The organism is Allorhodopirellula heiligendammensis, from assembly GCF_007860105.1.
Taxonomy (GTDB): domain Bacteria; phylum Planctomycetota; class Planctomycetia; order Pirellulales; family Pirellulaceae; genus Rhodopirellula; species Rhodopirellula heiligendammensis.
The window spans coordinates 144,418-169,728 of record NZ_SJPU01000002.1; the positions used below are offsets into that span (position 1 = coordinate 144,418).

Sequence of the window (25,311 nt, forward strand, 5' to 3'; positions counted from 1 at the left end):
TTCCAAACTGAAAGCACTTGACATGACTCATCCGAAACACGCCGAGCCGAATCATCCTGTCCACGACTTAATCACCCGTCGCTGGAGCCCCTATGCGTTTGCTGACCGGGGCGTCTCCCGAGAGGATCTGCGTTCGCTCTTTGAGGCTGCTCGCTGGGCAGCGTCGTCATACAACGAGCAGCCGTGGAGCTACCTCGTGGCAAGGCGTGAGGACACCGACGCTTTTGAGCGTCTGCTGTCTTGCCTCGTGGAAGGGAACCAGGAGTGGGCGAAGCACGTCCCCGTCTTGGCGATCGGATGCATCAGTTTGAAGTTTTCACGCAACGGTCAAACCAATGCCGCCGCTGAACATGACCTGGGTCTCGCCAGCGCCAATTTGACTTTCGAAGCGACGTCGAGAGGGCTAGTCGTACACCAGATGATCGGGATTTTTCCCGGCCGGGTCAGGAGCCTGTACGGTCTTCCGGATGATGTGGAAGCCAAAACGGGGCTCGCGATCGGCTACGCGGCGCCGGTCGAATCCGTTCCCGACGAGCTTCGAGATCGCGATTTGAAACCACGCCAGCGAAAGCCTCTGCAGGAGTTTGTGTTTGGCGATAAGTGGGGCGAGTCGCACGATCTGGCGTAGCGATTCAGACGCCGAAACCAATCGTCCGACTGTCGGTTCAGTCTGGAACGATTCACTCTGCCTCGATAGCCTGCACGCCTTCGAGGACCGGTTTGGGTGGTTAGCCCTCGGCGACCTTCGCGGCAGACTCTCTCGCTTCCTGCTTTGCCATCAAACGTTTCTGATAACGTGTTTGCACGATATCGACCACAATCAATGTCGCCAACACAAAGTAGAACGTGCTCTTGGGCATATGGTGGACTTCATGTCCGAATAGAACCACCTGTGCCAGTTCCCCGCCTTCGCTGACCAACATGACACCCACGATGAATAAGATGAACAGCCCCAGGACCTCGAACATTCGGTTCTTCTTGATGAACTCAGAGACCTGATCAGCGAGCAGCAACATCATCACACCCGAAATGATGATCGCTATAGACATGATCCACAGATTCTTCGTGAGTGCCATCGCGCTGAGGATGGAGTCAAATGAAAACACGAGGTTCATCACGATGATCAATGTCACAGCCTTGCCCACGCTGGAAGTCGGCTTTTCTTCGCCGGACCCTACATTGGGATCTGACAGCAAGTGATGAATTTCCTTCATCGCCGTCCACAGAATGAACGCGCCGCCGAACAAGACAATCAAACTATGGCCGGAAACTGCCATGTCAACATACCCGTTGTGGATCTCAAAGAACGAATCCTCAAGCAACTGAATCAGATTGACGACCACAAACAGCAGTGCAATCCGCAAGACGATCGCGACCCCAATCCCAAGCTTGCGAACCATGGACTGCTTGTCTTCAGCAACCCGTTTACTCTCAATTGAGATGTATAGCAGGTTATCAAACCCCAACACCGCTTGTAGCAGCACAAGCATGCCCAGGGTAAACAGCCCAGATACAGAAAAGAGTTCCGACATAAATATTTTCTAAGTTTGTTGACCAGCGTACCGCAAGCCACGGATGATCGCGTCACGAACGTCGGAAGCAGACGCACGCCGCGCAACTTCCATATTGGTTTTCCACTCCGGTCGCATACGGCGATCGAACAAAGTCATTCCACGCGTGAGCGTACCGCTCACTTCAACGTCACCCGCCATCTCTTCCCATTGGAATAGTTCCGGTTCCACCAGCGAGATCATCGTGACAGCGTCTTGGAGCGGCATCACTTCACGCCCCAGTTTCTGGTGTCCGACGCGAAATTTATAGGTCAATATTTTATGCAGCAACCATCCGGCACGTGTCGCCTCGCTCGGCAGATTTTCGATCAGATCAAGCCCAAAGGTGATCGAGTCGGTCACATCGAGCGGCACCAGACTTTTCGTCGTTGGTGAGGCAAATACTTCACGAGCACTGGTGGGGTCGAAGAAAAAGTTCATTTCAGCGACCGCGCTGGCATTCCCACTATGGGCGACCGCTCCACCGCTGACGATCACCTTGTCAATCAGGGGTATTAACATCGGGTCGCGGCGCAGCAAGCGGGCGAGATTCGACAAGGGCCCTAAACATACAATGGTCACCTCACCTGGATACCGCCGAATCAAATCGGCCATCACCTTATCGCTGGGGTGATCGTTCTGACGCGTCGCCGTAGGAAAATGACAACCCGCTAATCCATCGGGCCCATTGAGATGCAGGTCATCGAGGACAGGTGCATCCAAAGGCGGCACTGCTGAGCCGATCCGCGGGTACCGCGCCGGATCGAGCTTGGCAATGATCGCCGCCGTATTCGTATTGGCCTGCTCTGCGTCCACCGTCCCGGCAGTGGAAGTGACTGCCAACACATTCAAGCGTGGGTCAAACAAGGCCATCGTGATGGCAACTGCACCGTCGATCCCAGGATCACAGTCGAGTATGATTTTTCGTGACATGCCCTTCAGTCTAGGAACTCCGCCCCCGGTGGAGAAGAGGAGAAGGGACAAGATAAGCCTACTCTCCCACTCTCCCACTCTCCCACTCTCCCACTCTCCCACGCTCCCACATGCTCGACTTCCCTACCGCAACCGCTCTCGCCCTTGCTGGCACCGATCTGACGTCGGAGCAGACCGGCCACCTGATTGACACCATGCTGCGTGGCGAAGCCGCTGAGGAGAATATTGGCGAGTTGCTGCTTGCCCTTCGCGAGAAAGGCGAGTCGGTCAGCGAACTCGTCGGGGCGGCCACGGCGATGCGCGGTCACATGACGCGCATCGAGCATGGGCACGATATCCTGCTTGATACCTGCGGTACGGGTGGCAGCGGATCGGGCACTTTTAACATTTCGACCGCGGTGGCAATCCTGGCAGCGGCGTGCGGCGTGGCAGTCGCCAAACATGGTAACCGGGCGGCCACAAGTCGCTCGGGATCGGCCGACGTTCTCGAGCACCTCGGAGTGCCCATTGAATCCGACGCTGCCGAAGTCGCACGCAGCCTCAACGATATCGGCATCTGTTTCTGCTTTGCCGCAAAATTGCATCCAGCAATGCGTCACGTCGTCGCCATTCGGCGCCGCCTCGGCGTGCCAACACTGTTTAACTTGCTCGGACCGCTATGCAATCCCGCCGCCGCCACGCATCAACTTCTCGGTACCGTCTCACCGATCGCGCAAGCTAAGATCGCGGCAGCGCTGAGCCAGCTCGATACTCAGCGAAGCTTCGTCGTGCGTGCCGAAGATGGTCAAGACGAAATTTCACTCGATGGAATCACGCAGTGCATCGAAGTCTGCTCGTCAGAGCAAACCAAGCATCATTGGACCGCCACTGACTTCGGACTCCCTGCAGCGAAGGCGGAGGCGCTCGTCGTCGCCGACCCAGCCGAGAGCGCTCAAGTCATTCGCGACATCTTTGCAGGTCAACCCGGCCCTCCACGCGACACCGTCATCGCCGGCTGCGCCGCCGCACTCCTCCTAGTCGGAAAATCGGACAATTTGCAGCAAGCCGCGCGCATCGCCGCAGACGCCATCGACAGCGGCGCGGCCCAAGAAAAAATGCGACAACTCTGTCGAAGGTAGGCGCGAATGGGACTACGGAAATGTCATTCGCCTGTTGTCGGTAGGCCGGGGTGTCCAAGCTGCAGCTGCACGTGACTGCAAATCGGCATTTACCTTTCCAACATCACCCCGCACTGCTCGCAATTCGGTCAATGAACGTGGGATTGGCTCGCTGAAACGTTAGAACCATATGCCGAGACGTCCGCAGGGACTCCGCGTTTTGCCATGCCCTCAATACGGCGTGACTCGCCGTCGCTCAGCTCGTTTGCGTTGGCTGTAGAAACAGCCCGCGATGAGAATCAGCGTCGTGAGGGCGGCCGGTTCAGGGACCGCGGCGATCGCGCCGGTCAGTTGAATCGTTGCTGCGGGTGTTGAACCTGCGAGTGGACTGAATCCGAAGACTCCGTCGCTGCGTGCGGCCTGACTGCCAATCAAACGAAACTCGGCCGAGCGAGCGGTGCGAGCTGTCAAGTCGATCCGCGGCATGTAGGGATCGAGTCGAAAGGGTGTGCTGAGCGACAGCAGGTTCTCAAATGATGCACCATCGAAGCTTGCAAAAATATCGACCACCTCTGGACCGAGCGCCGAACTGAACGCGATGTCTAAAGTGCCCAAGTCAATCGGCAACGTACTTTCGTATCCAAAGGTGATGAATTGACCGGGGGTGGCTGCACCAGTTGAGAAACCCTGGTACGCAAGAGTGCCGCTGCCACGCCGGTATGTCAGCCCGATCGCAGTTAACGGGTTCGCCATGATGCCAGCACTGAATACTTGCGATGGCGCCGTCCCGTCCACAGTCTCATTCGGCGCGTACGATAGGATCAGCCCCGCGGAGACGGAAGCGCTACCGATGCACACGGCAACAGCGAAACACAGTGGCACGATGACAGCGATACGGACGGATGAAAGAAACGATGGGACGTTCATGACAGACTGCTCAGCGTAGGGTGTTGTGTGCGGACGGATGTGATCGGCGGTTTGTTTCAAGCGAGTGAAGCAAACACAGCGTCAACGGCTTCGGTCAGTGAAGTGAGTTCGTCATCGGTGGGCTTGCGGCTGGGTCGCGATGATTCGTTGAGATGATTGGCCAGGGCCAACAGATCAAGCGGATCAATTTGGTTGTCGCCAACCACATCGAGGTAGATGGGATTTTGCGGGTCGACCGGCGGTGGTTCGGTTTCCGAATGGGTCTCCAAGTAGTTCTTCAGGATGAATAGATCGAATGGATCGACAACACCGTTGTTGTCGACGTCGAATCGATTGATTGGGTTTTGGTTCGGAAACGGTGTGTCAATGACAAGCGATGCCGACTCAAACACAACCTCCGTCCAAGGCACTGAGGTCCCATCAATGAGGGCTGGTGACAGGATGCCGGGCAGCGGTGAGATGCGGACGCTACCGTGACCGACTGCCGTCATCGCGATGGTGGCCAAGCGGACCCACGATCCACCCGCCGCAAAATCGCTGTCCTGGGTCAGGCCCCCGGCATCATCGACTAGGCCCGCCGACGCCACGATGCTGCCTCGCTGCGAGATCGCAAATGCTCCATTGAGCTGAATCGAGTCCGCCGTCAATCCAACTTGCGCCGGATTCATCGAAACGTCTACAAATAGACCGGCGAGTCCGGGATCTTTTCCACTCGTCGTTTGCACCCAGATTTCAGTCATGAACGCCTTGCCCTCATCGAGCCTTTCCAATCCCACTGGCGGAGTCGACGCGGTGGAGGACGCGAACACGGAGACCGCGCGAATTCGAACTCGCTGTAGCGATGCTTCTGCGCGGTTTGGTTCGGCCGGGATCCTACTGAACTGTAACTCTTCAAGAGATGGCGAGATGTCCATCTTTGAAGCAACGTCATCACTGATCGTGCCGAGGCTCGCCATGGCTCCCACGTCGGAGTCGGACGCTATCTGTGTGGTGGAGAGTCCGGCCACGAACATCGTCGTAGAACCCGCTGGAGGATCCGATGGCACGTCCGGAGGCAGCACCCAAAATTCGCCAATGCCAACTGTGATCGCATCGACCAATCCATCGTCGATCACCGTGTCCGCAATCGTCGAATCACCCTGGATCAAACGCGCGTTCAACGATGCTTCACCAACACCGCTCACCAGCGCCGCGATCCGTTCGGACACCGGAATGTCACGATTCCATTCCTGTTGGATCAGCAACAGTCGCTTCATCAGTTCGGTCCGGTTGGAATCAAATGTCGGCGGGAAAAACCGAACGTCACCGCCAATGATCAGATCATCGTCGCTCCCGCCCGCGATCGTGTCGCTGCCACTGCGACCGATCAACACATCATTTCCATTGCCACCGAAGAGTATCTGTCCCCCATAGATCAGGTTGTCCGATGCATTGCCCGTGAGGAAGGCGACGGCCGAATCACTAATCAGATTTTCAAATTGCGATCCATCTCGGATGCCATCGCCGATCAAGTCGAATGTGATGCGGTTGGCTCCACTGCTGAATCCGGGAACCAATTCAGGGGGATCGGCCGTACCAGCTGCAGCAAAATTGGCTAGCGAAAAGGTGTTCACGAACGTGGGCAGCACAATAGTATCGCTGCCCCCGTCGACCAACGATCCGTCCATCACCGACGCCGGGTACTCGACCAAAATATTATCGGCGTCGACGGAACCAAACAGCTTTTGGAAGATGTAGGTATCATCGCCGGGACCACCGGCTAGACGGTTGCGTCCGGCACTACCAAACAACACGTCACGGTCGCGTCCACCGTCAAGATCGTCGTCACCCGAACCCGCGTCCAACACGTCGTCACCTCGCCCGCCGCGAAGTAGGTCGTTCCCACTGCCGCCAGACAATTCGTTCGCAAAATCGTCGCCCAGAATGGTGTCATCGCCAATCGACCCCCGGACGTCTTCGATCCTGGTCGACAGATCGCCTACGAAAACCGTTCGCGAACCGCCTGCCGTCGTGCTGCCATGGGACGCGATCACCAAATCGGTCTCGTCAAAATTGAGATTGACCAGCAGATCGACCGCATCGGCCGCCGACAAGCTCGAGAACACGATTTCATCCCTGCCGCCTGAATCCAAAATGGTTTCGACTTCGGGCACCGCTCCGGTCCCTCCGGAAAATCGCCGCAACGTATCGAATCGATAGGAGTCGTTACCGTCGCCACCATCGAGTACGTCGTTACCGAATCCTCCGTACAGTTCATCGTCGCCATCGCCACCGAACAAATGATTATCTCCATCGGATCCGCGAATGATGTCGGTTCCGCGACTGCCTGCTGCATCTTCGATGCTAGCCGCATCGAAGATGATTGACGTAGAGGAATAGACGGCAAAGCCGGCTGCCAAATCAATATCGACAATCGACGAACCGCCCCCGAAAAGCTGATCCGGGACATCTGACAAGTCCAATCGATCGACCCCGCCACCCGCCGCTTCGAGGATGGTGTCGTCTTGTGAGGTATGGTCGTCGCCAAAGCGGTAAACGTCGTTCCCCGCAAGCCCGATCATCGTGTCATCGCCGGGACCGCCAAAGATCGAGTTATCAGCAGCGTTGCCCGTGATGGAATCATCCCCACTGCCGCCGACCACGTTTTCGAACTGGGTCGCGCCGGTTGCGACCACGCGAGTTGTCGTGCCGAAACGGACCACGTTGCTGTTCGCACCGGAGATATCAATCGTCAAATCATTGGTGAAGGACGAGAGTTCCAAGGTATCGTCTCCACCGCCGGCAAACTCACGCACCTTATCCTGTTCAATGCTCGATCCATCCAACCTGTACACGTCGTCTCCGTCGCCGCCGCGGTAGTCCTGGCGGCCTGCGATGTCAACAAACAGGTCCGCATAGGCCGAACCGATGATGGTCACGTTATCGAGACTGGCGATCGAATGGTTGACAGCGCTGATGTCGCGAAACCCATGCGACGCGATCACGCCATCGGACAAATCGACATCAACCCCGACGTCGTCTACCAATCCAGAAAAATCAAGTGCGAACGCGCTGCCGTCCAAGAATATGGAATCATCATCACCCGAGACCGCATCAAAGAACACAAACGTGTCACCACCAGGACTCGTTCGCAGCATGTTTTTCCCGGGGCCGCCGATAATGATGTCGCCGGCACTTCCACCTGATATATCATCGTCGCCGATATTTCCATCCAAGCGATTGACGCCCCCATTCCCAAGAATCTTGTCATCTCCATGAGTGCCGACCACATTTTCCAAATTGGCGAACGACGTGCTGGTAACGGCTCCGACAACCGGGTCACTAAACAGTGCGAGTTGTGCCAGTGATATTGGCGACGCTGCGACATCAACAAGAGAGAAATTCACCTCGTCGCCTTTGTCAGAACCCGTCTCGACGATTTGATCGGTTCCGAATGGGGCCGCTGCCGAACCGCTGAAGACGTACTGGTCGTTGCCGTTGTTCCCTACCAATATGTCGTCGTTCGCCAGACCATTGAGTACGTCGTCGCCTGGGCCCCCGATCAATGTGTCTTTACCTGCACCGCCTGTCAGAACGACGGGTCCGGCATACGTTTCATTTTGCAATGTCGGACCGGAATCGTCTGCAAACAAGTAAACGACCTCAATCGATTCGAACGTGTCAGTGCCCTGGCCCTTCACTTCCGCAGCGAACACGGATTGATCTCCGACGGCTCGCTGACGGAGTTGGTCGGTTCCGTCGCCGCCGACAATATGATCGTTCTCTGATTCATCGTTGGGCAATGTCGCAGGATCGACATCATCGCCGCCCCATAGAATATCGTCGCGATCTTGACCGTTGATGTCATCGCGACCGGCACCTCCGTAGATCGTGTCGGATTGGCCAATCGATTGGTACATTAAAGGATCGACTGTGTTGTCACCTCGAATCAAATCGTCTTCGCCGTGTCCCTGAATGATATCGCTGCCATCGGGCACGCAGACAAGTTGTGAGGTCAGACATTCGTCTGCCGCGGTGAGCGCGTCGGCGGCAACTCCGAGGTCCAGCAATTCGCCTTCGCCTCGTATGCCGTGCGGCATCGGTAACATTACGAGATCAAGTTCTGAGACTTCCAACCTTCCCAACAGGACGGAAGCCATCTCAGGAGCTGCGAATGTGCCCGAGTCAAATCCAGCAGCAACACTCGCCGCTGCTTCAAGATTATCCAACGCCGCAATATCAATGACTGGAATGGTCGGCGATAATATCACCTCGACCGCTGGATCGATCCCACTTGCGATGCGAGTTCTCATCATCGCGACGTCACCAACATCGACTCGCCCGCTCTCGTTGAGATCCAACCGCCGACCCAACCGCCCCGCATCCTCCACAAATAACCCCAACGCCTCAGCGACCAGATCCAGATCCACGTCGTCGACCACGCTGTCGTCGTTCATGTCAAAACGATCCACAATGATGCGTGGGTCGTCGGGTATGTACAATTGAGGCCGCGTCTGGCCGACTGTTGAAACCACAATCGATGATGCGGCGAACTCCGGTGCAAACGAAAGACGCGGTTGGAGTTGATCGTCTTGCGAGGTTTCACCATCCTCGGCACCAAATACCAGTGTGGCGAACTTTCGGTAACCGGTTGTGAATGTCGTATTGGCTCCCAATGACGCCGAAAGGTTGCCAACCGTTCCGCGACCTGCCTCCTCCGCGGGCCCATCATCAAACGTCGGAATGCTACGATCATCCGTGAACGCGCCGCCATAAAGGATGTTTTCGTACGCCGTCGTGAACTGAGTTTGATAATTCAGCGTGGTCGTTACCGAATCAGCATCGCCCTCTGCGCCCCCGCCGCTGACCCACAGCTCGACCAGATAATTCTCTCCTTCGCCAATCGCTGTTCGAGTTTCCGGTGGTTGCGCGAGTACCACATCCGGGTTGGCAGCTTGCGTCAGCACGACGTGAATTTCGGAAGCCGGCGTGTTGCCGAAATCGGTGTTGTTCAAAATCGATTCGTAATCGGCCGCCAACAAGTATCCGCCCAGCGGCGATGTCGCAACCGTGCTGGGTAACAGCGGATCGGCCGCAATCACCAACCCCGCAGCGTTGGTGGCCGTGGTCAGCGAATACGTATCCGGGGGCAGTGTCAATTCGAACATCCCCGTTTCGACTTCAGCAGTGGTCGGATTGTCCGCCGAGGTTCCTATGGGAAACAATGTTCCCAACCCGCCCCTGGTTACCAAGTTCATTTCCACGCCCGCCATGCCGGGCTCATTGGCTTGCTGCACCCCGTCGCTATTAAGGTCTAAGAATTGAATGCCGCTCAGGATGGCTGCACGAGCAAGTCCGAAGTCGAGAGACGAGGCAGATTCGCGTGCCGCTAAAGTCACCGAATAGGACGGATCGGTGCCGAATGGGGCGAACGGCGCAGTCGCTGCGGAAAGCGGCGGTAACACGACTTCAACTCGATAGCTGCCCGCGTCGAGTGAATCGATCGACCACTGTCCAATCTCCAGTTTGGGGTCAATCGTGCCGTCGCCATTGAGATCGATTGGGCCTGTTGTGATCTCGGCGGCGATCAGGTTGTCGGCATCATAAATTCGAATGGTCACTCCGTCCAAAAGTGGTTCGGAATCCAGCGGTCGACCGGCGGCGTCGAGCGTTCGCACGGCGTTGCGGTCCAGATCGCGAAACACGTTGCCGGAAAGCAGAATCGGTACAGACTCGATCGGCGGCGGGGGCGCCGCTGCCGAACAGGACGTGATCGAGTAGCCACCGGGGGTCAGCGGCACGATCGCCTCAAACGAAACTCCCGCCTCATCGATGCCGCGGTCGGTGGTACCACCGTGAATTGTGTTTTGACCTGCCGACCCACAGATGAAATCATCATCAGGCCCACCTTCGATGTAGTCCGCATCAGGACCACCGACGCCGCCGACTTCGATCCGATGGGCAATGATCACGTCATTGCCCCAACCGCCGAACAGATCATCTTTCCCATCGTCACCGATCAACAAATCATTCCCGATCCCGCCGATGACGTAGGGATCATCACCGGCACCCGCATCAATGAAATCATCGCCCTCGTCACCACGAATGGAGTCATTTCCAGACCCGCCACGAATGGTGTCGTTGCCTCTCATGCCCAAGACCAGATCGTTCCCCGGCCCCGCATTGATCGTGTCGTCTCCAGAATTACCAAAAATCTGATCGTCACCATTGCCGCCATCAATCGTTTCGCGTCCTGGTCCGCCAGCAATAATATCGTCACCATCGCCGCCGTCGATCAGATCATTGCCTCCGTCGCCGCCCAGGATATCGCGACCGCCATTTCCGCTGATCTCATCGTCATCCAACCCGCCAAGGATTGTGTCACGCTCGCGGCCACCCTCCAAAACGTCGGTGCCCGCCCCTCCGTGGGCAAAGATCGGCAGTGGGAAGTTGGCAGCGGTTGCTTCGTCGCCGTCGCCCACCCGCAGATTCAATTGATCGACACCCAGCCCACCGTCGAACAGAATCTGGGTGACACCAGCGTATTGTCGGTCCAGCCCCATGCCGATGACTTGCACAATTCCGGGAGCGATCCAACGGAGCGTGAAGTCTTCGGACGTGTCACTGGCACCTCTGCCTCGTTGTCGCGCGAATGCACCGGAGTGAACAATCAACGTGCCTTCGCGAGCGACCTCCTGTCCATCTACCATTGGGCCTGTTACCAGCGAGCGTAAATAATCGGGCAGAACGTTGCTGAAACCATCTGTTTCACCGCCACCATCGGCGACGTGCGCTGGATTGACGGCGGGACACAAACCACCGTTATCAGCCTGGAAAATGATCACATCGATGATGTCGATTGAACCTTCAAAGAACAACACTTTGAAAACGACTCGCAAAATTGCACGCACGCGGGCTTCCAGATCGAACACGCACTGGATGCCCTCGTCTTCAATGATGCCAATGAGTTCGTCGATATAGAGTTTGCCATTGTTATCGGGATCGCGAAAATTGGCTCCCAGTTCGCCGCGAATCTCACCCTCGATTCCCGCCGATGCCACGCCTACATCCAATAGTGCGGCTAGCGAAACGCCTAGTGAAAACACAAACTCTTCGATGTCCACGTCGGTGTCCGGGTCCAAATCGCCCAAATAAAATCCGTCTAGCAACCCACCGGTTTTCAAACCCCGGGTGTCCAAGCCGACCAGCAGATCGATGCTGAATCCGACGTCCAGTCCAACGCCAACCGAGATCGGCGGCACGGGGAAGATCGGGAACGTTTGCGACCAACCAAAATCGAGTTCCAGTTTTGGGATGTCCCAGACTACGAGGTCGACCGTTTGTCCCAACAGCAGTTTGATGATATTGGAGGGCTCAAAGATCGGAAACGAAATCCCCAGTCCATCATCGTCTTCTTCGCCGCCTGCCGGTTCCGCCGACAGACTGCTGACCAGCGAGGTCGCTCGCTCGCCCAAACTACCGAAGGGATCGTCATTGGTATCGTTGTCCACTGATAAGCCATCACCGCCATCGAGCGAAGTGCCAAACGCCAAGTCGTTGGAAACCACACCGTCGCCGTTGAACTGAATACTTCCAAAGTTCAAGATTAAATCTTCGCTGTCTGGGCCTTCGGGGCCGAGTAGCTCCGCTATCTTGCCAGTCACGTCGTCAATGCCAACGATCACCGACACGAACTTCCGTGCCGCCGCTGCCGCCCCGGGCGACATCTCGGCCAGTGCCAAATCCAGCAGCGTCACCGGGTCCGCACCCGCCAGCACCGCCAAATCACTGACCCCGGGAATCGGAGTCGTCAGCAAGTCCACTACGTCGCGGACCGGACCAATCACATCGTCCAGTTTTCGGATCGTCGGCGCGATCGTCTTGCCCAAGAATTCGCCCAGATTCAACTCGATATTGTTGAGTGCGAAATACAGTCCCTCGTTGACGAACCCGCTGCCTGTACTGAACGTGAATCCCCAGCCAGCCTGCAACTCCGTGCTGACCTCCGCCAGATCAAAACCGGTCCTCGCCCGCACGTCCAAATCGATATTCACTCCTCCACCACCCGAGATCGTGGCACTGCTGAACACATCTGTCACCGCCAACGTTTCATTGGCATCCCAATCGATTGCCAGATCCGCATGGGCCCGAGTCTGCTCCTCATCTGACATGGGGTCGGCCCCCGCCGCGATCTCTTCGTCCGTCTCGATGTCATCGCTCGCGGACACATTTAAAATGAATAAATCCATCTCCAACGCGGTGCCCGGCGTGATTCCTGCATCAATTGACGCCGTGATTTCCGGCAGATCACCGGTGATCAGATAAAACCCATTATCGCGGCTGACGCCCATGCCAAGATTCAAACCAAGCGTCAGTGCAGCGGTCACACCGCCGGAGGCCGACAGGGGCAGCGGTCCAAAATTGGAATCAAAATCAACATTCAAAAGGTCGAATCGTTTCGACAAGTTGGTTCGGATTTCGAACGTTCGTTGATCCAAGACAACCTCAATCTGATCGCCACTGGCATCGATCGGGTTCCCCATTGCGTCTTCGGCTGGAATGAATCCGAATTCTTGCAACGCCTCGGTCAGTTCGCGATCCAGATTGAACTTCACTGCATCGAGCGTTCCGCCAAAATTTTGGAGTTGTTCGCGAATCGGTGTCACGATGCGATCATTGAGCTGCTCAATCAGCTCACCGACATCCTCCAACCCGCCACCAATCAGCGGCACGTCATCGAGGTTGTCTGTCAACTGAGTCGATAACGTTCCCAAAAACGTTTCGATGCCTGCCAGAATCGTGAGCAGATCAAAATCAAGTTCGCTGAACAGGGACGACAAGCGATCGGTATCAACGGTGAAACTTGATGCCGACAGATCCGACAGCGGAATCCTCACCTCGAGGATATCTTCCACGGTCCGTCCCAACAGGCTCGCGTCGATACTGGCGGCGATCTCTCCGTCCAGTTCCGTATCAATCGTCAGTGTCGAAAAGTCATCGATCGATCCGTACGGTCCGACGGTCGCCGTCGACAGCAATTTTAAATCGAATGAGGCCAGGCCTTCGGTGCCAGAATCCGCGTCTGTTTCATCATCGGGATCGGACAGCGATAGCTCGCCTGACAAGCCAATCAGTTCCGTCCCCGCGATCGACACTGCGGCATTTACATCGGCATCGAAACCGCCCCGAACGGAAAGCTGCGTCGCCGTGATGTTCTCGATATCGGTACCGCCGGCAACCACGAATGGCGTGATGTTCGAAGGCTCCGATGGATCGATACGGACTCCAAACCCCACACCGAACTCGATCGATCCGCTAAACGATGCCATCGTATCGAGATCGAGCGAGATGGGGCCCAGGTCGCCGAAATCCAGTTCGGGATCGAACTCATAGGGTCCAAAGTCATAGTCGCCATGAATGCCGCCGATCACCGCCAGTTCGCTGGTCGCGCTCGCATCACCATCAAAGTCTGGCACGATGTCGAAGGTGAACTCCAGTTCGCTGGTTGCGGGTAACTGCGACCGCACCGCCGATTCGATCCGATCGGTAATGTCGTTGATCGATGGCAATAACAACCGCAGGCCCGCGATTGCCGCGAGCAATTGATCCCGCAGTGGATTGTCATCTTCCGCAGCCATCGTACCCGCCACCGGTTCCGAACTCTCTCCCGAATCGGACTCGGTAGACGACCCTGTTTCGTTGATCGCGTTGATCACCATCAACGCATCCAAGGCAGTCACAAATCCGTCGCGGTTGACATCCATCCGCCTGTTCGATGCATCTACGACAATCGGGTCAGGTAAATCAGTACGATTGAGTAAATTGATAATCATCAGTGCATCGAGTGCCGTCACGTAAGAATCGCCACTGACATCGAAATCAAATTCACTTCCTTCGCCCGGCGGCATTGAATCCGACAAATTGCCCACGAAGCGATCCAACTGCCCACCGGCAGCAATCAGTCGGCTGGTCAATTTTGGGATCAACGCCAACGCTTCCGTGGTTCCAGCTTCCGTCGCCTCAATCAATCGCGACACAACGCCCCGTACGCTGCGAACCGATTCCAACACCTGCGATTTCTGCTCCCTCGGCACCGGGAAATTCACGATCGCCGTTTCCACCGTATCGAGCGCTTCAATCACGCTGTCCGTGTCGACCGATGAGACCACTCGCTCGACCGCATCGATCAAATCGTCGGCCAACTGAATGATGTCCTCCAGCGAAACGCCCACCAAGGGCAGATCGGTTTGAAAGATCTTGTCCGCGATCCCATCCTCACTGCCCGATGTCAGGCTTTCGATGGCATCTCGGGCCACTCCGATCACCTGTTCAATGCTGATCTCACGCAACTGTTCGAGGATCTGATCTGGATCCACCACCGTGGGTGTGAATGTGATGCTCGACAAATCGCCTGGCACTGCCAGCCCAAGGCTGATCTTTGCCAGCTCATTCCCACTCAAACCGTCTACGTCGGTGACATCGACGGAATCGAATAGATCCGCCCGCAATCCAAACGTCGCTGACAGCTCGTTGATCACCGGAGCCACTGGAGCGAACAGCGATCCGATCTCCAGACGCGACAGTTCACCGATCGAGATCCGGTCCGCGCTGACGGCATCGGCTGGAGCTTGTAGGCGAATTGGGAAATCAACATCGATTGTTAGTGGATCGACCTCGCCGGCTGCGTTCGTACTGGTGACCGCTGCCAACTCAATAAACCCGAGGGCCGCAGAGAGTTCCAAATCGCTGGCCGCCAGTTCGAGGGAGACGTTCAGGACATTCGATCCCTCCGGCGGCACCGCCACAAACATCCGATCGGCCAGCGGAATGGTCCGCAGCGAGGTTCCCGTTAGTACATGATCGGTCGTGCCCTCGCGCGGCTCACTATCACCCGAAATGCGCAGCGCCGTCGGGGCAAACGAACGCAAACCGTATCGATCCGCCGCATCGATCGTGAACTCCGATGCGGTATTGGTGACGATGAAACACGTGCCATCAAACACAGCGGTGATGTGATCCGACGCCGCCGAGATCGCCAGGGCGACTTCCGCGATCGTATTGGCTTGATCGAGGTCAACGAGGAACACCTCCGTTACCATCCCATCCGAATCCGTTTCCGCTATCCGCAGATCGGGATACGCGACCCGTCCCCCCAGACTCGCCACCGGATTCGAAGACGCTTGAAATGCTCGAAATCCGCTGGCTCGCACTGCCTCGTCTTCCAATTCACCGAGCGTTACCGTTCGAATCGATTCGTCGATGGCGCGAATGTGCAGCGCCCCGTCGACTGCCGCAATCTCGATGCGCCCACCCCTGGTCGTGGCATCGGGATGCAGAGGTGTGCCGACAATGGCCGCGGTGATGTCACTCGCCAGATCTGCGAGGGTCAGATTGTCCGTCGTTGCTGCATCATCAACGACGATGACAACCGTTTCACCGTCGACATCGATCGGCAGAGTCAAATCGGATGCCAATATGAATGACTCCGGTGGGCTGGCCGCAGCAATTCCAACCGAACCTCGCAGTCCACGACCGGCATCCAATGTTTGCACCGGAGTATCCGCCGTGATCGGCAAAGCTCCCGGGACCGCCCCCAGGAACACGCCAAACTCGATTTTGAGACCAACTCCCGCGATCACACCGGCACTCGCCTGGGCAACCAATTCCAAATTCCCGAGAGGTCCGAGTTCAATCGAGCGGTCGAGATCGAGATTGACCAAGTGTGCAAACGATTCATCGAGCACCAACTGAAAGCGTAGCTCGTCGGATGCGGGCAAATATCGCCAGCCTGACGCATCCGCAAAATCGCCGACGACCATGGGAATGCCCAATCGATCCATCAATGATCCGATCGCCCCCTCAATGATCTCGTCGTGCGTCTCCTCGCTCGTCCCATCCACACCCGCCGCTTCCAACGCGATTGCCGCCGCCCGGTCGATACCGGCGGTCCCACGCACGCCTTGAATTCCCAAAGTTCCATAGACAGGTAGATCGGTCTCATTCGTCGACCCATTGAACGTCGAAATGACCGCGTCGTCGTCATCGGTGACGCGGTAGTTCTCGATGGTAAACTCAGTCAACTCAGCGTTTATAGCGACCATCACCAGTCGATCATCTCCAGCCGACGAGGTGCCTTGGTCGTCCATAACCACCGTAAAGAACGTCGACAAACTCCTCGTGATCGGTGGGTCGCCGCCTGCCTCCTCAGCATCGCCGGCACGGGTACCGTCAACAAATGTACCCGCTGGATACTCGACCGCGATCGCTGCCATCGCCGCGTTGTAGTCGTCCGCCAAATCTTGCAATCCGACATTATCTCCAGTCGGCGGAACTGCGGGCGAGTCCGACCGCGCCGCCCCGTTCAGATGAACCTCCAACGCCCCGCCAGCAGGAAACGATAGCGTCGCGGGGGTATCGGTACTCTCACCGATCAATGTTTCCATTTCGAACTGAATATTGAATGAGACATCCCCCGTCGGTCGCCCAAACTCGCCTGGGGTTGGTAATTCAATCGCCGCCGTGGTCACACTCAATGTCGAGCTGACTGGTCCCTCGTCACCGGTTTGCACGACCAGTGCCAGCACCGGATCAGCATCTGGATCGAGTAGCTCATCGAGCACAATCCACTCCACTGTGTTTTCTACGGTCGTTCCACGCAAATGATCGTTGAGTTCGGCCGCCCACTCGTCGATGTCGTCCACGCTGGAGTCCGACGGTGTGAAAGCGGGCACGTTGATCCGCGTCACACCGGTGTCGGTAAGCACCGAGATTCGCTGATTGGCCGCGAGCGGTCCGTAGGTCGGTGCAACGTTCTCGGATGCCATCTCAGCCACCGCCGCCGTCCCCGCGCGAGCGGCGAGGGATCGGAGCATCCCGCCGACGTCGGCCAACTCACCTAGGCCCTCTTGGATAATCGGAATATCGTCCAAGCCCAGTAGCTGGATCGCGGTATTGCCCGCCGTCCCAATCAATCCCGCGTCGTCCAAATTATCCAAGCCGCGTTCAAATTTTTGTCCGATGACGTCCAATTGATTGATCGCCCCGTACACAACGCTTATCGCTTGACCGGGCAACAGATTCTCGACCGCGGTGCCGCCCCCGGTCACCTCAGCGGCCAGCAGATCGCGACGTTCGAGAACTTCAAAAGGCCTTCGAGCTTGATATGCGTAAGGGTTTCTAGCTCGTTTGGCGATACGGGATCGCTGGATCCAACGTGTTCGTTTTGGGCGTGCTTCAGTGTGGGGCGTTGACGATTTCATCGAATCTTGCCTGCTGGCGGGCGAAAAGCACGGTCGTGAGGAACGACCGCTCACTTAGTTAGCCGGCAAATTGCCCCGGTCCGGAGACAGGAAAATGATCTAATGTAAAAGAAAGGGTGGAATGTGCGGAATGTTTCTTGCGGATGCTTGTGGAGCTGTCCGCGACGGTGGCTTGGTGGTTTCTGATTCCATTTACGAGAGTTTTCGGTGGAAGAGCGTGAATTCGAATCGATAGACGCACACGCGGGCGACTCGGGCGTGAGGCAGCGTTTGAGGCAGTGCGATAACGCACAACTCAAAAAAGAGTTCGAGTCGTTGGTGGCCGAGCACCGTGCACCACTGCGCGCGATGGTCCGTGCTCGCATCGAGCCGCGTTTGCGAAGGCGCATCGACGCTTCCGACGTGGTCCAAGAGGCATTGCTTGCTGCACACCGCCGCCTGGATCAGTTTCTCAATCAGCCCGCAATCCCGTTTGCCGCTTGGCTGCGCAGAATGACACTGGAGCGTCTTATCGATCTGCGCCGCAGACACTACGCCGCCCGACGCAGCGTCTTGGTCGAAGTCGGCGTGTCCGATGGGTCCGCCATGACGCTAGCAAAAACAATTGGCTACCAAGGCAATCAAGATGCAACCGATCGACGCAATGAGTCTATCGACAAGGTCCGCACGGCAGTGCAGCGGCTAAGCAGCGCCGATCAACAGATTCTACTCTTGCGTTACGTCGATCGACTCAGCAACGTGGAATCGGCCGATGTGCTTGGCGTCACGTCCGCGGCCGCCAGCAAGAGGCACGTGCGTGCCCTCCTGCGGCTGTCCGAAATGCTGAATGGTCGGAGCTGAAGGCGCGCGTGCCTTTGACAATGATGTAGTACCTACAAATGCGTCCAATCTCGCTGCTAACTCCTTCAGATCCCACACCGCAACTGCGGTACGGCCTCGTTCGGTCACCAAGTATCGTCCATCGCTACTGAATGCCAGTGGGCGTGACTCCGGCTGCCGAACGTCTCCGCGAAGCCATTTCAGTGGCTGCAAGGTCTCCACGTTCACGACCAGGCAACCTCTCGGTCGCCGCGATTCGGTCGCCAGCAAGCGACCGTCTCGAGTGGTCACCAACGATGCGAAATCTCCCAACGGATACCGATCCGCATCATAGGTCGCTACGGAACTGGGATAGAGGTAGCCACTCGCGCTTGCCTCCAACAACCGCAGGTTGCCACCGCTTTGAATCACAAACTTTCCTTTGGTTGGACATCCGATCAAGTCCGCTCGAAAGCCGTCGACTCTAAACAGGTTCTGTCCATTCGCTGCGTCGAGTACACGGCAAATTCCGGGTGCAAACGTGCTCACCACGTACCGGTCGCCGCGCTCGTCGAAACGCACCGACGACGAATTGAAATCCAGTTCTTGCGTCCACACGACACGGCCGGTGGGAAGCTGGTGAACGGATAACTGGAACGGTGGATGGGTCAGCACCGCAATGCGATTTCGAGTTGCATCGTAGGCCAAAGACCAGATCGAACCGTCGCCCGAAAACGACAGTTTATGCAATCCCTTTTGAATGCTGTCGGGCGCCCCAACAATATCGGAATCCAGATGGCCATCCGTGAAAGCATCTGAAGAATCAAGCGTGTAAAGATCACGCTCTTTCGCGACGAAGACGGTACTCGCACCGCTTGGTTCGAGCGGTGTGAACGGGCCATCACTAAAATCGTGATTGGCACTGAATATTTGGGTCGCCAGATCAAATACGCGAACGCCCCGAGAATGAGAGAGGGCGACCTTTTCATCACCCCGCATGAAGCTAGCCTCACGGACGTCGCCCTCGCTGAGCGAGATAATCTGAACTCCCAATGGCGTGATCGGACGACGAATCTCAAATCCATCCGGTTGGCTCAACGCCATCAAGCTCCCATCGGTTGAAAGCGTTACGGGAATCATTTCGCAGCGCAGCAATGATGTCGACAAGGTTGCGTCCCAGCATTCCATGAACCCACGCCGACCGTTGCAGAACAGCATTTTTCCGTCCGCCGAGTACACCATCTGAAAGTATAAGCCGTGACGGTTCGGCTGACGATGAAGCGGGCGGTGCGTCGCCAAATCATAGATCACGGTGGTATCGCCGCTAACCGCCAAACAGCGACCATCGGGCCGCCAGGCCAAACAATCGATGGATTGATCGAGAGCAAGCGTCTCGATCTGCTCCGTTTCCAAGTCAATCAAATCGACGCTGTGGCGGTCATGATAGTGCACCGCCAAATGCCGTCCGTCGGGTGCAGAAATGAACTGATTAAGATCCGATTGCGGCGGCATCAGGACCGCCGGCTCCGCGTTGTGATCAATTAGCGAGACACGACATAATTGCAAATTCTCTGCAAGATAAATCAGCTCCCCGGTGTGTTCGACAATTGTACTCTTATTGGTCGGAGTGGTTCGCCAACCGGTAGGACGAAACTCGTCGGTGGTGAGATCCCATATCCAAACCTCTGCATGATCCGGACGGACAACCGTCAGGCAGACCTTCTTTGCACGGGCACACCATCCAATCCAGTTGGTGAATGCCTCGTCGGGCATGGCTACTTGCCGCAGCATGTTCCCCAAAGTGTCGAATATCACCAATCGATGGTTACCCGGTGTGTAGTCATGGCGAATGTGATGCATCAAATCACCCGAGAATGCCACAGGACTGTCGGCAGCGTGTGGTGCCGACCAGCGATGCACCAGTTGCAGATCCGGTTTTGAGATCGCCGCAAAATACATTCGTTGGATAAGGCCCTCCCAAGGTAGGTTCCAACGCTCAGCTACTTCCGATCGTAGACTGGGGTCATTGGTGGCAAGTTGCATCGCTTGACTAATCAGTTCGAGCGATTCGGTGTGCTGGCCAATCCTTCCACTGTCAGTCCTCGACTCCGCATCAGACAACCAGGACTGCAAGAGAGTGTGCTGCCGACGTCGAGATTCTTCCTTCAATTCTTGTAGCGAATGTTCAACCTGCGATCGCGCCGTTTGAATGTCGCTGGCTAACCGACGAAATCGCACCGCCAAAAGAGGGCCGGCGACCGCCACCGCGACCAAAACAGCCAGTAGGATGGCGGCAATCTTCAGCGCCGCTGGATTCTGAACCCAACGCATCAATCGCTCTTCCAATCGACCGATCGGCACAGCGTGGACGCGTTGCCCGCTGGCGAAGCGTCGCAGATCATCCGCCATCGCTGCCGCCGAGACATACCGCCGAGCAGGATTGGGATGGACCGCGCGGTCAATGATTCCCACCAGCGGTCGCGGCAGCGATGGATTAATTTGCTTCACCGATTGGCCCAGGCGGTGAGTGATCGAACGCATCAGTAATATGGGCTCTTGGGCGTCATGCAGGGGCCGGCCATGCAGCAGCTCAAACAGGGTCGCACCGAGCGCGTAGATATCCGAACGATAGTCGACTCCGGAATCAAAAGCTTCGGGCGGCAGGTAACGCAGCGTCCCGACCAGATCGCCAGTGGCCGTCAAAGTTTCGTCATCGATCCGCCGAGTGAGTCCGAAATCGGCCAACATGACCGTCCCGTTCTGCTCGACGAGCAGGTTGGTGGGTTTGACATCGCGATGAAGGATTCCACGATCGTGTGCGTACTGCAAACCATCATCTGCCTGGGCGACGGCGGCGGCAATGCGCCGCATCCTGCGATCAGTGGACTCTCCTCTGAGTTCGCTCAGCCAACTCACAATCGTTCCACCGCTGGCGAACTTCATCACATAATAGAAATACGTCTCCGATTGGCCCCAGCGGTAGACCGGAACGATGTGGGGATGGTGAAGTTGCAGAGTCGCTTCCGCTTCGCGGCAGAATCGTTTAATGGCGAGCTCCCCCGCATTGCCGCGGATCAACTTCACCGCGGTACGTCGTATACCGACTTCCACATCGCCTGGCCCAGTTGCCGTCAACGCGTGTCGCGTTTCCACCAGCTGACCCTCGTAGACCACGCCCATCCCACCGCGTCCGATCCACCGCGTCAGCTGATAGTCATCAAACACCGCGCCCAGAAGTCCGGCCTCAGCAAATCCGAGCGGCGCGATTGTGCCTCTGTTCTCTGATCTTTGAAAAATGTGGGGCTCCGAGTCGATGAACCGATCCCCCATCAGCAAGCCATCGATATGCAAAGCCTGTTCAATCGCACGATTGATCTCAGCACGCAGTTCAGGCGGGCACCCCGACAAAAATTCGTCACGACCAGGCGGATTGGATCGCCCCATTTGCCGCATATACGCCGCCACCGCCTCGATGACGTCATCGTCGCCGGTAGGACCGGGATCAAACATGGGTAAAGCTGTTGAGCGTGACAGTCGAAGAAGAAGCCACAAGTGCAAAGCATCCATCCTACCCGCAAACCGTGGCGATGAACAATTCAGTCTTTCCCGATCACCGCCATTCGATTGGGTGCATGCGATCCTGGGACGCCGACTACTCCGGCCGTTGACAGTGGATCGGAACCCAATTTACCCAGCGATGGTTGGCGCCGGGCGGGTTGGAATGCGCGGTGACGGTCGGTCGGACACCGGCTGGTTAACGCGGGATTCGGCTACCCAAGTTCTGTGGTATCAACTACACCCCTGTGAAGCACGGGTAGGTTCCCAAGTTTGCTCAGTCTACCCGCCGGTATTCGCCACCAGTTTCTGTTGCGAGTGTTTTGAGAAACTCGCTCGTCGTTGGATTCACTCCGATACCGATCGTGTTGAACTTCAGATGACGCATGTGATTGCGGCCCACAATGTCGTGAATGATCACTTGGGGGCTGATCGTGACACCGGCTGTTGGGCGTCCATCGGTGAGCACGAATACAGCCTCAAGTTGATCGTCAAAGCGAAGCGATTCGGTGAGGACACCGTGCGTGTTGGTGCGATCACCGATCTCGATGCCTTTGACAAACTCGATGGCGTGGAGTTTATTCTCCTGGGTTGCTGGCGTCAGTTTATTGCGCCATGACTGGATTTCGGTATCAAACAGCATGATAGCGAATTCCGCGTCCGGCGAGAGTTGATCGAGTGCACGAATGAGTTCCCGCTTTGCACTCTGCAGACGGGTTTCGTGGTAGGCTGGCTCACGCATGCTTCCAGAGCGGTCGATGACAAAGAGCATCCGACCGGCGTTCAGTTCAATACCATAATATTCGCCGTTCGTCAGTCGTAATTTCCCCTGCGACTCCGACGGAGCATCTTGCAATTGCAGTTTTCCTGCCCCGGAGCGGGTAACCGCCGAGGCGGGCTGAGCGGGCGTCATCGATCTCGGTGGCATCCCCAGCTCGGCCATCTTGGCACCCTCTTCAAGTTGCTCGAGATAACCTTGGTATCGCTCGCGGTCGCCATCAAAATCTCGCAAGTCCACGTCTGCTAAACGCGTTTCTATTTCATGGCGAAGCTGCCCATCGATTTGCTCAGCGAGCCGCTGCAACCACTCGATGCTCAGGGGGCAGTGCAGTCTCGCAAGTGCGCGCACCAGTGCAAAGCGGAACGCATATTGTTCTTCGAACGCTGGTCGCCTGATCTGCCTGACAATATCTTCGATGGCAACAACGTGCTGCATCTCGCCGATCGTGTCCATCGCGATCATCGACACGTATGTATCAGGATGATCAAGAGCGTCGACAACGACCGCATGAGCCTCTTCATGCGGACAATTGCCTAGAATTTGGAGCAACTGCCTAAGACTTACTGGGACACCTGCCTCACCACCATTCCCCCGGAGCGTTTCGTCATCGGAGACGCTGCCAGCATACTCGTCAAGCAACTGCTCGGTAGCGTCGATCACCGCACCGAGGTTGGCATTGAGTTGGGAGCGTTGAGCGTTTAGTTGTGAGATCAGCTTCAGCTTGGCAGGTTCGCTACGTCCAGTCAGAATTCGAATCATCCGCTTCTGAGCAGACGTGGTCGCAGTTTTCATATTCTCTGCGGCAGAATCAGCGGCGCCGAGCGGCCTCCCACCCTCAACAAACGTCAGCAGACACAGCACCAGCGCCGTCCATTTCCAAATCATCTGAGTTCCCCGTGTGGCACAGAATGCACGGCAGCGAGAGTTCGACCGCCTTTGAAACAACGTCGATTCTAACGAATTCTGACTGACACGGACAAAAATTTTGAGCGTTTAGCGACGCTCGCGACGCGCCGAAATTGGGGTGGCAAATTGGGAAAGCTTGTCGTGCATGACGGCCAGATCTCGCTCGATCTCCATCCCGAACTCTGTCTCGATCACGTCATCGACGAATCGCTGCGATAACGAGTGCCAATCCAAGGGAGCGATCGCGTCATGGGCGCAATCAGCCCCAGATGAAGGGGTGTTGGCGTCGAATTCAGCTTCCGAGGAGAATGACATGCTCAATTCCCTGATGAATGCGTTGGGCGGACACTATTAAGATGCAACGAACTCGCAAAAAGTTCGGCAAATTGATTTCATTCCAAGATGGTTCCGCCCCCGCCCTGCGGAATACGACTATCTCATATTTCGGATTCTCCAGCCCTCCAAGTCCAGCCCGAATTTCAAGGGAATTCGTCATCAGTCGAGGAATTCCCAAAATTTTTGCGCCAATTTACCAAGATTCCCCGCCTAGAACGAATACCCATCAGAGACCACAGCTGTCCAAAATCATTCGGACTCGTTTTGCCGCCCCGTAGCGACAAAACTGCCGATTGCGGCAGACCGGTGGGATAAAACATCACTTTCAATTGGGGAAATCCATCATGTTACGCAAGCTTTTTATGGCCGGGACGACCCTGGCACTACTGTCCGGGCTCACCTTTGCTACGCCCGTGGGCTCCTACGCCCGCTGCGCCTGGAACTATGTGACCGATTCGGCAGGTGATTCGGTGCCCTTGGAGTGGGAACTGAAACGGGCCCGACAAATGATCGCTGACCTGCAACCAGAAATTCAGAACAACGCCCGGCGAATCGCCAAAGAGAAGATCGAAGTGGTGAAACTCGAACGGCAAGTTGTTGAAACCGATGCTCGCTTGGCGAAGGCTCAGGACGAAATCGAACTTCTCACTGACGACCTCCGTGAGGAAAACTCTGCTTACACCTACGGCGGCAAGACATACACGTCTGTACAGGTTAAGTCGGACCTCAGCAACCGCTTCAAACGCTTCAAAACTCGTCAGCAAACTTCGGAGAAGTTACAAAAAATGCTGTCTGCACGCCAAGCCACCCTGCGAGCGGCGAGCGAGCGGATGGAAGCGATGCTCGACGCGCGTCGGCAACTTGAGGTGGAAGTCGAAAACTTGCAAGCTCGACTGGGCGCCCTGCGGGTCGCGCAAACGAGTAGTCAACTGAACTTGGACGATAGTGCCCTCTCCCGTTCACGGGAGCTGCTCGACGAAATCGCTACCCGTATCGACGTCGAGGAGGAGACCATGAATGTCGACGTCGAGTACTTTGGTGAGATCGATTTGGATGAACCTTCTGACGAGAACCTGCTCGATGACATTTCGGCCTACATCGACGGTCTGAGCGGATCGAATTCCAATACGATGGTTTCGATCGACTTCAATGATAACGACGACGACACTCTCTGAGCTCGATGTATCGCC

Annotated in this window: 10 protein-coding genes and 1 pseudogene; 4 read left to right on the plus strand and 7 right to left on the minus strand. The window is 56.5% G+C overall.

Annotated features, from left to right (window positions below; genetic code table 11):
- Positions 1 to 22 precede the first annotated feature (22 nt).
- Positions 23 to 628: a nitroreductase family protein gene (locus Poly21_RS10935; RefSeq protein ID WP_146407100.1), complete on the plus strand. Its 606-nt coding sequence runs from the start codon at positions 23 to 25 to the stop codon at positions 626 to 628.
- 100 nt (positions 629 to 728) lie between these two features.
- Here the strand turns inward: Poly21_RS10935 and Poly21_RS10940 are convergent, their stop codons facing one another.
- Positions 729 to 1,532: a TerC family protein gene (locus tag Poly21_RS10940; RefSeq protein WP_302118646.1), complete on the minus strand. Its 804-nt coding sequence runs from the start codon at positions 1,530 to 1,532 to the stop codon at positions 729 to 731.
- 9 nt (positions 1,533 to 1,541) lie between these two features.
- On the minus strand, positions 1,542 to 2,483 hold the full coding sequence (locus tag Poly21_RS10945; RefSeq protein ID WP_146407101.1) for a nucleoside hydrolase: 942 nt from the start codon (positions 2,481 to 2,483) through the stop codon (positions 1,542 to 1,544).
- Between the two features lie 110 nt (positions 2,484 to 2,593).
- Between Poly21_RS10945 and trpD the strand changes: the two genes are divergently transcribed.
- Positions 2,594 to 3,601, plus strand: a complete 1,008-nt coding sequence (gene trpD / locus Poly21_RS10950; protein WP_146407102.1) for an anthranilate phosphoribosyltransferase — start codon at positions 2,594 to 2,596, stop codon at positions 3,599 to 3,601.
- A 210-nt stretch (positions 3,602 to 3,811) separates the two neighbouring features.
- On the opposite strand, the gene Poly21_RS10955 is transcribed toward trpD, so the two are convergent.
- Entirely contained in the window at positions 3,812 to 4,507 is a 696-nt protein-coding gene (locus tag Poly21_RS10955; RefSeq protein WP_146407103.1) for a hypothetical protein, read from the minus strand.
- A 56-nt stretch (positions 4,508 to 4,563) separates the two neighbouring features.
- A complete protein-coding gene (locus tag Poly21_RS10960) occupies positions 4,564 to 17,745 on the minus strand; it encodes a dockerin type I domain-containing protein (RefSeq protein ID WP_146407104.1) in 13,182 nt (4,393 codons plus the stop codon).
- A 207-nt stretch (positions 17,746 to 17,952) separates the two neighbouring features.
- On the opposite strand from Poly21_RS10960, the gene Poly21_RS10965 reads away from it, so the two are divergent.
- Positions 17,953 to 18,585, plus strand: a complete 633-nt coding sequence (locus tag Poly21_RS10965; RefSeq protein WP_146407105.1) for a sigma-70 family RNA polymerase sigma factor — start codon at positions 17,953 to 17,955, stop codon at positions 18,583 to 18,585.
- A gap of 2,376 nt (positions 18,586 to 20,961) precedes the next feature.
- Here Poly21_RS10965 and Poly21_RS27425 read toward each other — a convergent pair.
- From Poly21_RS27425 to Poly21_RS10980, 3 genes and pseudogenes are all read right to left on the minus strand, one after another.
- Positions 20,962 to 22,110, minus strand: a pseudogene (locus Poly21_RS27425) (serine/threonine-protein kinase); the annotation flags it as partial.
- A 265-nt stretch (positions 22,111 to 22,375) separates the two neighbouring features.
- Positions 22,376 to 23,764 carry a VWA domain-containing protein gene (locus Poly21_RS10975; RefSeq protein ID WP_146407107.1) on the minus strand — a complete coding sequence of 463 codons (1,389 nt, stop codon included), beginning with the start codon at positions 23,762 to 23,764 and terminating at the stop codon, positions 22,376 to 22,378.
- Between the two features lie 108 nt (positions 23,765 to 23,872).
- The gene (locus tag Poly21_RS10980) at positions 23,873 to 24,100 is read right to left on the minus strand and encodes a hypothetical protein (RefSeq protein ID WP_146407108.1); all 228 of its coding nucleotides are present in this window, start codon (positions 24,098 to 24,100) and stop codon (positions 23,873 to 23,875) included.
- 365 nt (positions 24,101 to 24,465) lie between these two features.
- On the opposite strand from Poly21_RS10980, the gene Poly21_RS10985 reads away from it, so the two are divergent.
- Positions 24,466 to 25,296: a coiled-coil domain-containing protein gene (locus tag Poly21_RS10985; protein WP_146407109.1), complete on the plus strand. Its 831-nt coding sequence runs from the start codon at positions 24,466 to 24,468 to the stop codon at positions 25,294 to 25,296.
- The last annotated feature ends 15 nt before the right edge of the window (positions 25,297 to 25,311 follow it).

Excerpts from the sequence above, each read along its gene's own strand:
- Poly21_RS10935 (WP_146407100.1), top strand. The coding sequence starts at position 23 with ATGACTCATCCGAAACACGCCGAGCCGAATCATCCTGTCCACGACTTA.
- Poly21_RS10940 (WP_302118646.1), bottom strand. The coding sequence starts at position 1,532 with ATGTCGGAACTCTTTTCTGTATCTGGGCTGTTTACCCTGGGCATGCTT.
- Poly21_RS10945 (WP_146407101.1), bottom strand. The coding sequence starts at position 2,483 with ATGTCACGAAAAATCATACTCGACTGTGATCCTGGGATCGACGGTGCA.
- trpD (WP_146407102.1), top strand. The coding sequence starts at position 2,594 with ATGCTCGACTTCCCTACCGCAACCGCTCTCGCCCTTGCTGGCACCGAT.
- Poly21_RS10955 (WP_146407103.1), bottom strand. The coding sequence starts at position 4,507 with ATGAACGTCCCATCGTTTCTTTCATCCGTCCGTATCGCTGTCATCGTG.
- Poly21_RS10960 (WP_146407104.1), bottom strand. The coding sequence starts at position 17,745 with ATGAAATCGTCAACGCCCCACACTGAAGCACGCCCAAAACGAACACGT.
- Poly21_RS10975 (WP_146407107.1), bottom strand. The coding sequence starts at position 23,764 with ATGATTTGGAAATGGACGGCGCTGGTGCTGTGTCTGCTGACGTTTGTT.
- Poly21_RS10980 (WP_146407108.1), bottom strand. The coding sequence starts at position 24,100 with ATGTCATTCTCCTCGGAAGCTGAATTCGACGCCAACACCCCTTCATCT.
- Poly21_RS10985 (WP_146407109.1), top strand. The coding sequence starts at position 24,466 with ATGTTACGCAAGCTTTTTATGGCCGGGACGACCCTGGCACTACTGTCC.